Annotated in this window: 9 protein-coding genes; 7 read left to right on the top strand and 2 right to left on the bottom strand. The window is 71.9% G+C overall.

Annotated features, from left to right (window positions below; genetic code table 11):
- A partial coding sequence (locus CCN56_RS21860; RefSeq protein WP_143664591.1) for an ABC transporter permease occupies window positions 1–1060 on the top strand: 1060 nt, incomplete at its 5' end.
- A 436-nt stretch (window positions 1061–1496) separates the two neighbouring features.
- Here CCN56_RS21860 and CCN56_RS21855 read toward each other — a convergent pair.
- The gene (locus CCN56_RS21855; RefSeq protein ID WP_086829256.1) at window positions 1497–2177 is read right to left on the bottom strand and encodes a GAP family protein; all 681 of its coding nucleotides are present in this window, start codon (window positions 2175–2177) and stop codon (window positions 1497–1499) included.
- 170 nt (window positions 2178–2347) lie between these two features.
- On the opposite strand from CCN56_RS21855, the gene CCN56_RS21850 reads away from it, so the two are divergent.
- The 4 genes from CCN56_RS21850 to CCN56_RS21835 all read left to right on the top strand — a co-directional run bounded on the left by CCN56_RS21850 (window position 2348) and on the right by CCN56_RS21835 (window position 7698).
- Window positions 2348–4081 (top strand): SulP family inorganic anion transporter, encoded by a 1734-nt coding sequence (locus CCN56_RS21850; RefSeq protein ID WP_086829254.1) that lies wholly within the window; start codon window positions 2348–2350, stop codon window positions 4079–4081.
- A 68-nt stretch (window positions 4082–4149) separates the two neighbouring features.
- Window positions 4150–5967 (top strand): alkyl/aryl-sulfatase, encoded by a 1818-nt coding sequence (locus CCN56_RS21845; RefSeq protein ID WP_086829252.1) that lies wholly within the window; start codon window positions 4150–4152, stop codon window positions 5965–5967.
- A gap of 109 nt (window positions 5968–6076) precedes the next feature.
- Window positions 6077–7108 (top strand): GlxA family transcriptional regulator, encoded by a 1032-nt coding sequence (locus tag CCN56_RS21840; protein WP_086829258.1) that lies wholly within the window; start codon window positions 6077–6079, stop codon window positions 7106–7108.
- Entirely contained in the window at window positions 7105–7698 is a 594-nt protein-coding gene (locus CCN56_RS21835; protein WP_086829251.1) for an HD domain-containing protein, read from the top strand. Before CCN56_RS21840 ends, CCN56_RS21835 begins: the two co-directional genes overlap by 4 nt.
- 46 nt (window positions 7699–7744) lie before the next feature.
- On the opposite strand, the gene CCN56_RS21830 is transcribed toward CCN56_RS21835, so the two are convergent.
- A complete protein-coding gene (locus CCN56_RS21830; protein ID WP_086829249.1) occupies window positions 7745–7930 on the bottom strand; it encodes a hypothetical protein in 186 nt (61 codons plus the stop codon).
- 479 nt (window positions 7931–8409) lie between these two features.
- Here CCN56_RS21830 and CCN56_RS21825 point away from each other — a divergent pair, with 479 nt between their 5' ends.
- Together CCN56_RS21825 and CCN56_RS21820 are read left to right on the top strand one after the other, a co-directional pair.
- The gene (locus CCN56_RS21825) at window positions 8410–8811 is read left to right on the top strand and encodes a WXG100 family type VII secretion target (RefSeq protein ID WP_086829247.1); all 402 of its coding nucleotides are present in this window, start codon (window positions 8410–8412) and stop codon (window positions 8809–8811) included.
- A 19-nt stretch (window positions 8812–8830) separates the two neighbouring features.
- Complete coding sequence (locus CCN56_RS21820) at window positions 8831–9136, top strand: WXG100 family type VII secretion target (RefSeq protein WP_086829245.1); 306 nt, start codon at window positions 8831–8833, stop codon at window positions 9134–9136.
- Window positions 9137–9174 lie beyond the last annotated feature (38 nt).

Raw genomic sequence — 9174 nt, 5'->3', positions numbered from 1 at the left:
CGCCACCCTGCTGATCAGCACCGGCCTCGTCACCGGCCTCGCCGTCATCGGACACTCCACCGGCCAGGCACTCGACCGCCAGGCCGCGGCCGGGCTCGGCGCCGACTACGTCGTCAGCACCCGCTCCACCATGACGGGCATCGACCCGGCCGCCGTACGACGGCTGGCCGAGACCCCCGGCGTGCGCGCCGCGCACCCGATCACCGACTCCACCCTGTTCACCGGCACCGGCGTCCGGCAGATCTCCGGCGTCGACCCCGCCACCGTGCGCGACACCATGAAGCTCGACTTCGTCTCCGGCTCCGCCGACGACCTGGCACCGGGCCGGATCGCCGTCTCCGCCACCCTCGCCCGGGAGAGCGGAGTGACCACCGGCGGCCTGTTGAGCGTCGAGATGGGCCGCGCGGGGAAGCCCACCTCGTACCAGGTCGTGGGCGTCTACAAGGACAACCCCATCGCCCACGACGCACTCGGCAGCCGCGGCGAGGTCGCGGCCGACAGCTTCCTGCCCGGCTCCGTCCAGCGCGTACTCCTGCGCACCGACGGCCCGGCGACGGCCGCACTGGAGAACCGGCTGCGCGCCGCCGTCGGCAACAACCCCCTCCTCACCGTGCAGGACCGCGACCAGCTGGTCAGCGAGGCCGCCGGCACCATGGGCGACCTGCTGAACGTGATGTACGGCATGCTCGGCATCGGCGTCGTCATCAGCGCGCTCGGCATCGTGAACACGCTGGCCATGTCAGTCGCCGAACGCACCCGCGAGATCGGCGCCCTGCGCGCGCTCGGCATGGACCGCGCCGGCATCCGCCGCATGATCCGCCTGGAGGCCCTGACGGTCGCCGGTTTCGGCACCCTCCTCGGCCTGGCGGGCGGCCTGTTCGGCGCCTGGGCCGTCGGCTCCCTCGCCAACGGCGCCATCGACCAGTACACCTTGGCCCTGCCCTGGGGCACCCTGCTCCTGGTGTGCCTGCTCTCGCTCGCGGTCGGCGTCCTCGCGGCCGCCGTCCCGGCCCGCCGTGCAGCCGCCCTGAGCCCTTTGGAGGCGGCCGCCCACACCTGACGTTCGGGCATTGGCTCGCGGCAGCCGGTGCCAGGGGCGGACCGGATCGCGCCCGGCCCCGGCGTGCCCCGGCCGTGCCCTCCGGAGCGGTGAACTACGGTCACCAGCGGTGCCGAGCAGGCCGCCGCACACCCGCATCAGCCGGAGAAATAACAGCTCAGGGACTATTTGAAGGCCTGAGCGACGGTGATTCCCAAGCTTATAGCGCGGGTTCGATTCCCGTCATCCGCTCTTCGCACGAAGCCCCAGGTCAGCGACCTGGGGCTTCGTCGTGTCCAGACCTCTTGAGGGTCGGGGACGGTGCCGCAAGTGTCATGACGAGGCGCCGGATCGGGCTTCCGACGGCCGCTCGCGGCCGCCGGCCGTCGCACCCGCCCTACCCGTGGCGTGCTGCGTCCCGCAGGCCGGCGCCCTGGCCTCTCGCCGTCTCGGTCGCTCACGTGGTCAGGCCGCTGATCGCGTCGCCGACGTACTTCGCGCCGAGCACGACGAGGACGGTGGTCATGATCGCGGCGTTGTGGGCGGCCATCCACGCCTTCCACTCGGCGAGGACCTTCGCGGACCTGGCGCCGCCGAAGAGGTAGACGGCGAGCGGGAGGAGGGTGCAGAGGGAGGCGATCAGGACCATCAGGGCGGCCGCGACGGTCTTGCCGCCGGTCGAGGCCGTGCTGGAGGCGATGGAGACGGCGCCGCCGACCGCCAGGACGAGGTTCTTGGGGTTGGCGACGGCCAGGGCGGCGGCGAGGCCGGCGGCCTTGGCGGGTGTGAAGCGGTCGATGGCCTTCATCCAGGCGGGAGGCTCGCTCGTACGGCCCTCCCTGGGACGGCCCTTCCACTGTCTGACGCCCATGAACAGGAAGAGGACGCCGAGAGCGAGTCTGAGCCACAGGGTCCAGGTGGCGGGACCTTCGTCGCCCCGGGAGGCATCGGCGCCGGAGCCGGCCACGACGATCACCGTGACCAGGGCGGCGAGGGACAGGACCCAGCCGGCGGTGAAGGCGAGGCCGTTGCCGCGGCCCTTCGGCGTGGCCAGCATCAGGATGACGGCGATGAGGGGGAGCGGGCTGATCGCGATGCCGACGGCCGAGGCCAGCATCTGGCCGATGGCATCACCCATGGCGCACCTCCAGGACTCGTACGGCTGTTCAAAACTCGCACCTCACCAGGGTGTCGGCACCCTGGCCGACGGCTCTGCGGCGCCGTTCGCCCGTTCGGACGAACCTCGGTGGCCGGGGCCCCTCCGCCGGGTTTGCCTGGGTGCGGACGGACGGAGAGGGGCGGTGGCGGATGGCGGCCGGTCGGCGCGCGTATCTCACGTCGTGGCTGCGCGGGCTGGGCCGTCCGCGGCCCGCCGATGCCACCTCGGGCGCGGTGACCGGCCTGTTCTCGATCCCGGAGGGGATGGCGTACGCGGCGATCGCCGGGTTCAACCCGGTCGCGGGCCTGTACGCGGGCGTGGTGCCGGCGATCGTGGGCTCGCTCACCTCCCGTACCGTCCTCATGGTCACGACCCTGACCAGCGCAATCGCCCTGACCTCGCAGAGCGTGCTGTCGGACGCGGGGCTCGACCCGCAGGACGCCGGCAACGTGGCCGTGCTGACGGTGATGGTCGGCGCGGTGATGCTGCTGATGGGCGTGCTCCGGCTCGGAGCCGTCATGAGCTTCGTGTCGAACGCGGTCATGACCGGGTTCTCCACCGGCATCGCGCTGCAGATCATCACGGGCGTGCTGAAGGACGCGACCGGTTACAAGCCGCAGGGGCACAACAAGCTGTACCAGCTCGGCGACTGGCTGGTGCACGTCGGGGACTGGAAGGGGGCCACGACCCTCGTCGCCGTCTGCACCCTGGGCGTCTGGGCGGGGGCGCGGGCGGTGAAGCGGCTCGAACCGGTGGCCCTGCTGATCGCCATGGTCGTCGCGAGCGTGGGGGTGGCGGCCCTGTCCGTCGACGTGGAACTGGTGAAGGGCATCGCCTCGATCCCCGGCGCCCTGCCCTCCTTCACCGCCCCCGACCCGTCCGCCGTGCCCGAGCTGATCGGCGGGGCGTTCTCCGTGGCGCTCGTCGCCCTCGCGCAGGCCGCCGGGATCTCGCCGTCCATGCCGAACCCCGACGGCTCGCGTTCCGACGTGAACGGCGACTTCCGCTCCCAGGGGTACGCGAACCTCCTCGGCGGCCTGTTCCAGGCGCTGCCCTCCGGCGGCTCGATGTCCCGCACCGGGGTCGCGGTCTCCGCCGGGGCCCGCACCCGCTGGGCGGGGGTGTTCTCCGGCGTCTTCCTCGCCCTCGTCGTCCTGCTGTGCGGCTCGCTCGCCGAACGCATCCCGATGCCCGTCATCGGCGGCCTGATCCTCGTCGTCGGCGGCGAGCTGATCTGGGGCAAGCGCCACGACATCCGCCTCGTGCTCCGCACCTCCCGGATGTCGTCGGCGGCGATGATCCTCACCTTCCTCGCCACCACCCAGCTCCCCCTCCAGCAGGCCATCGTCATCGGCGCCGTCCTGTCCCTGCTGCTGTTCTGCGCCCAGGCCGCCCGCCAGGCCAAGGTCGTCGCCCTCGACCGGGGCGAGGACGGGACCTGGCGCACCGCCGGCCCGCTGAAGCGGCTGCCGCCCGGCGAGGTCACCGTCCTCGACTACGCCGGCGTGTCCTTCTTCGCCGAGCTCCCCCGCATCGAGGCCCAGCTGCCCGACCCCGCCGGGGCCCGCGACGCCGTCCTCGTCCTCGTCGTACGGACCGTGCCGGACGTGCCGTCCTCGGCCGTGATCAAGCTCCTCGACCGGTACGCCCGCACACTCGCCGACGCCGGAGGCCGGCTCGTCCTGGCCGGGGCCCAGCCCCCGCTCGTACGGGCCCTGGAGGCGTCCGGGCTGAGCGAACGGCTCGGCGAGGGAGGAGTCGTACCGGTCCGGCCCGAGGTGTTCGGGGCCCTGGACACGGCGGTCGCCGACGGGAACGTCTGGATCGCCGCGCGGCAGCGGGCGGGCACCGGCCCTCACAGCGAATCGAACGGACATTCATAGCAAAGTGCACATACCGCCGTCCGGTGCTGAGATGGACCGGACCGCACCGCCGCAGAACGGAGCAAGAGATGAGCGCCCTCCCCTTCGAGGACACCACCGACTTCGACAACGCCGACCGCGGTTTTATCGGCGCGCTGATCCCCGGTGTGATCGAGGCGGCCGACGGCCGCGTCGTCTACGACAACGACGCCTACGCCTTCCTCAAGGGCGAGTGCCCCGACACCGCCCACCCCAGCCTGTGGCGGCAGGCCCAGCTCTGCTCCCGGCAGGGGCTGTACGAGGTCACCGAGGGGATCTACCAGATCCGCGGCCTGGACCTGTCCAACATGACGCTCGTCGAGGGCGAGCGCGGCGTGGTCGTCATCGACCCGCTGCTGAGCGCCGAGACCGCCGCCGCCGGCCTCGCCCTCTACCGCGAACACCGAGGTGACCGCCCCGTCACCGGCATGATCTACACCCACTCCCACGGCGACCACTTCGGCGGCTCCCGGGGCGTCCTGCCGCGCGGCACCGAGGACGGCGTCCCGATCCTCGCACCGGCCGGGTTCCTGGAGCACGCGGTCAGCGAGAACGTCTACGCGGGCAACGCCATGACCCGCCGCGCGGCCTTCATGTACGGCGACCGGCTGCCGAAGTCGCCCGAGGGCCAGATCGGCGCCGGGCTCGGCATGACCACCTCCACCGGCACCATCACGCTCATCCCGCCGACCGTGGACATCACCAGGACCGGGCAGGAGGAGACGGTCGACGGCGTCCGCATCGTCTTCCAGCTCACCCCCGGCACCGAGGCCCCGGCCGAGATGAACTTCCTCTTCCCCGACCACCGCGCCCTGTGCCTGGCCGAGAACGCCACGCACAACATGCACAACATCCTGACCCCGCGCGGCGCCGTGGTCCGCGACGCCCGGGTGTGGGCCCGCTACCTGGACGAGGCCGTCGAGTACTTCGGCGACTCCTACGACGTCGCGTTCGCCTCCCACCACTGGCCGACCTGGGGCAACGACAACGTCGTCGCCTTCCTCACCGCCCAGCGCGACCTGTACGCCTACCTGCACGACCAGACGCTGCGCATGCTCAACGACGGCCTGACCGCACCGGAGATCGCCGAGCAGATCCAGCTGCCGCCCGCCCTGGAGAAGACCTGGCACACTCGCGGCTACTACGGCTCCGCCAGCCACAACACCAAGGCCATCTACCAGCGCTACCTCGGCTGGTTCGACGGCAACGTCGCCCATCTGTGGGAACACCCGCCGACCGAACTCGCCCGGCGGTACGTCGACGTGGCGGGCGGCGCCGACGCGGCGCTGGAGAAGGCCCGCGGCTACGCCGACGCCGGAGACCTGCGCTTCGCGGCCACCCTCCTCAACCACGTCGTCTTCGCCGAGCCGTCCCGAACCGACGCCAGGGAACTCCTCGCGCAGGTCTACGAGAGGCTCGCCCACGGCGCCGAGAACGGCACCTGGCGCAACTTCTACCTGACCTCCGCCATGGAACTGCGCCACGGCCCCAACTCCATCGCCATGGACACCACCAACCCCGAGATGGCGATGGCCCTGACCACCGACATGCTCCTCGACTCGGTCTCCATCCGGATCGACGGCCCCCGGGCCTGGGACGAGGACCTGACCCTCGACCTCGTCCTCACCGACGAGGACACCCGCCACCGCCTCACCCTCCACAACGGCGCCCTCACCCACCGCACCCTCACGGGCGAGCCCCGCACCCCCGCCGGCCTCACCCTCACCCTCACCAAGCCGCAGCTCCTGGGCGTCCTCGCGGGCAAGGGCCTCGACGGCGTCACCACCGAAGGCGACCCCGCGCTCCTGACCCGCCTCTTCTCCTACGTCACCCAGCCCGACCCCGGCTTCCCGATCGTCACCCCCTGAACACCGCGCCCCGTACAAGCAGGGGCGGCGTCCAGGCGTCCCGCCGATGTCCGAATCCGCGATATCCGTGACATTGCAGTCATGACCGGCTCCGCTGAGGATGATCGGCATGACCCAGCCACGCAGGATCGCGATCGCCGTCTTCGACGGCGTGGAGTCGCTGGACGTCACGGGGCCCGCGCAGGTGTTCTCCACGGCGTCCCGGCTCCTGGAGCGGCCGGGGCGCGGCTACAGCGTCGAGCTCGTCGGTGCGGGCCCGGCGCCGGTGCACTGCGCGGGCGGCGTCCGCCTGCTCGCCGACCGCTCCTTCGCCGACTCGGACGGCGAAGGAGTGGACACCGTCGTCGTGCCCGGCGGGCTCCGGATCCGACCGGAAGGCGTCGAAGCCGTCGTCGACCCCAACGTCCTGGCCTGGGTCGCACGGGTCGCACCGCGCGTGCGGCGGGTGGTCTCGGTCTGCGCCGGTGCGCACACCCTGGCCGCGGCGGGACTGCTGGCCGGCAGGCGGGCCACGACGCACTGGGCCACGGCCGAGGCCCTGGCCGAGCACCATCCGGACGTCACCGTGGACGCCGACGCCGTGTACGTACGGTCCGATCCGGTGTGGACCGGGGCCGGGGTGAGCGCCGGAATCGACATGAGCCTGGCGCTCGTCGCCGACGACCACGGGCGCAGGCACGCGCTGTCGACCGCCAGGTGGATGGTGATGTACCTGCAACGGCCCGGTGACCAGAGTCAGTTCAGCGCGCCTCTGAAACGGCAGAGCACGGCCCGTACCGACATCGCCGAGCTCCTCGCCTGGATCGACGCGCACCTCGGCGAACGGCTGACGGTTCCCGCCCTGGCCGCCCGGATGGGGTTGGGCGAGCGCCAGTTCGCCCGGGTCTTCGTCCGTGAGACCGGCAGTACCCCGGCCGCCTATCTCGACGCCCAGCGCGTCCAGGCCGCACGCCGTCTGCTCCAGGAGAGCGACCTCACCCTCGCGGCCATCGGAACGCGCTGCGGCTTCGGTTCCGTCCACAGCTTCCACCGCGCGTTCAAACGCCACACCTCCGTCACGCCGCAGACCTACCGACGGCACTTCGCCGGCACGGCCGCGCCCGCGACGGCCGACACCCTCCAGGAGACCCACACCCCATGACCTCCGCCCCCGCGCTCGCCCGGCGCCCCGACACCCCTCTCGCGGACCTCGCCGAACGGATGCTGCTCGCCGCCGCGCCGCCGCCGCTGGTGGCCCACTGCCACCGCACGTACGCCTACGCCGAAGCGATCCTCCACCGCCGGGGACTGGCCCCGGACCGCGAAGCCCTCTTCCTCGGCGCGGCACTCCACGACCTGGGCCTCACCCCGGCGTGGGAGCACCCCTCGACGCCCTTCGAGGAACACGGCGCCGCCGTGGCCCACGAGGCGCTCGTCCGGCACGGCGCACCCGCCGAACTCGCCGACCTGGTCCACGACGCGATCCGCCTCCACCTCGACCTCACCACCGGGGACGACCACCGCCCAGAGGTCGCCGGCGTCCACCTCGGCTCCGCCGCCGACGTCCTCGGCCTCCGCCTGGACGAGATCCCGGCACACACGCTCGACCTGGTCCTCGAAGCCCACCCGCCGACAGGACTCGCCCCCTTCCTGCGCGACGCCTTCACCCGCGAGGCCCGGCACAAGCCCCACTGCACCACCGCCGTGCTGGTCCGCGACTTCCGATTCCTCGACATGCTGCGGCACGCCTGACCCGGGGCGTGTCCGGAAGACGCTCCGGGCGACGCGCCATCGGGGCTCAGTAGCCGAGCCGTACGCCGTCGACCTCCTCCACCAGGAGCGAAGCGTCGCATCCCTGGACGAAGCAGCCGGGGAAGTAAATGCGGGACTCGGCGACGACGTCGTCGGCGTGGGCCGTCGGCATCGGTGACAGGGTGAACGCCGAGGTCGCGAACAGCAGACCGGCGAAGAAGCGCTTGATCATGTCCCGTGAACGAACACGTGGGGGTGAGGTGTCGCCGGCCCGGTGCATACGGGCGACCCGCGCTTGTCCCCGGTGGAGACCACGGGCACATCCCCTGGGAGCCGAGAATCGGCGAATCCACACGCGCATGCCCGGCCGCTGCTCCCCCGCTGCGGCGCCGTGCCCCAGCCGTGCCCTTCGGAGCGGTGAACAGCGGTCGAAGCCGGTACTCCGCGGCCTCCGGAAGACGCCACAACAGAGGACGTTTCCCAGGTCAGAAGCCCTGCCCACTGTCCGAGCGACGGTGATTCCCAAGCTTATAGCGCGGGTTCGATTCCCGTCATCCGCTCTTCGAACGAAGCCCCAGGTCAGAGACCTGGGGCTTCGTCGTTATTCAGCCTCTTCACGGCTCCCGCCCCCGATCGCCAGGACCCGCCCGCTAGGGTGAGCGGTCGCGCCAGGAACATGTGTACGGACGACGCGACGAGCGGGGGCTCAGGATGCGGAACGCCGATCTGGACGTCTCGGAGGACGGGCTCACCAGGCTGGCGGACGACCTCGACGAGATGCAGCGATATCTGGAACAGCAGACCCGCCGCATGGACGAAGTCGTCGACAGGGTCGCCACGGGCTGGCAGGGGCCCACTGCCACCGCGTACCGCTCGTTGCACCGCGGTGTCGCCGAGGACGCCGTGCGCATCCGTCAGGTGATGGTCCTCCTCGAAGCGGCCATGCGCGCCTCGCGCGACGGCTTCACCGAGCGGGAGCTCGACACCCTGGCCCGGATCCGGCGGATGCAGGAGGGCGAGGACGTGTCCGCCGCCGCCCGCGACCTCACCGTGCCCGACCCGGCACCCGCACCGGACACCGGCCGACCGACGAGCCGCATTCTGGACGTCTGAACCACGGGGGATCTGCACCATGTCGGACGAAGACCGGATCACCGTCGACCTCGCCACCCTCCAGCGCCTTTCCGGGGAGCTGGAGGACATCCTCCGCACCCTCAACGAGAAGCTGGAGACCCTGTACGGGCGGGCCGCAAAGGTCGTCCTGAGCTGGGACGGCGAGGCCCGCGAGGCCTTCATCGACGAGCTGGACAAGTGGAGCCACTCCGCGAGCGACCTCAAGGCCGCCCAGGCCTGGCTGCACGAGGTCGTGGTCAAGGGGCACCTCAACTACGCCGCGGCCAACAGGTCCGTACTCGAAGGCTGGGGAGGCGGCGCCTGATGGCCGGCCCGTCCACCCCCGCCCAGTCCCCGGGCGGC

The organism is Streptomyces sp. NRRL B-24572 (genome assembly GCF_002156145.1).
GTDB lineage: Bacteria > Actinomycetota > Actinomycetes > Streptomycetales > Streptomycetaceae > Streptomyces > Streptomyces vietnamensis.
Note: the sequence above shows the minus strand (reverse complement) of the source record. Positions and strands in the feature narration are given on the sequence as shown.

Bases quoted from the DNA above. Each gene is read 5' to 3' on its own strand.
- CCN56_RS21855 (WP_086829256.1), bottom strand. From the start codon at position 2,177: ATGGGTGATGCCATCGGCCAGATGCTGGCCTCGGCCGTCGGCATCGCG.
- CCN56_RS21835 (WP_086829251.1), top strand. From the start codon at position 7,105: ATGACCTCCGCCCCCGCGCTCGCCCGGCGCCCCGACACCCCTCTCGCG.
- CCN56_RS21840 (WP_086829258.1), top strand. From the start codon at position 6,077: ATGACCCAGCCACGCAGGATCGCGATCGCCGTCTTCGACGGCGTGGAG.
- CCN56_RS21845 (WP_086829252.1), top strand. From the start codon at position 4,150: ATGAGCGCCCTCCCCTTCGAGGACACCACCGACTTCGACAACGCCGAC.
- CCN56_RS21830 (WP_086829249.1), bottom strand. From the start codon at position 7,930: ATGATCAAGCGCTTCTTCGCCGGTCTGCTGTTCGCGACCTCGGCGTTC.
- CCN56_RS21850 (WP_086829254.1), top strand. From the start codon at position 2,348: ATGGCGGCCGGTCGGCGCGCGTATCTCACGTCGTGGCTGCGCGGGCTG.
- CCN56_RS21825 (WP_086829247.1), top strand. From the start codon at position 8,410: ATGCGGAACGCCGATCTGGACGTCTCGGAGGACGGGCTCACCAGGCTG.
- CCN56_RS21820 (WP_086829245.1), top strand. From the start codon at position 8,831: ATGTCGGACGAAGACCGGATCACCGTCGACCTCGCCACCCTCCAGCGC.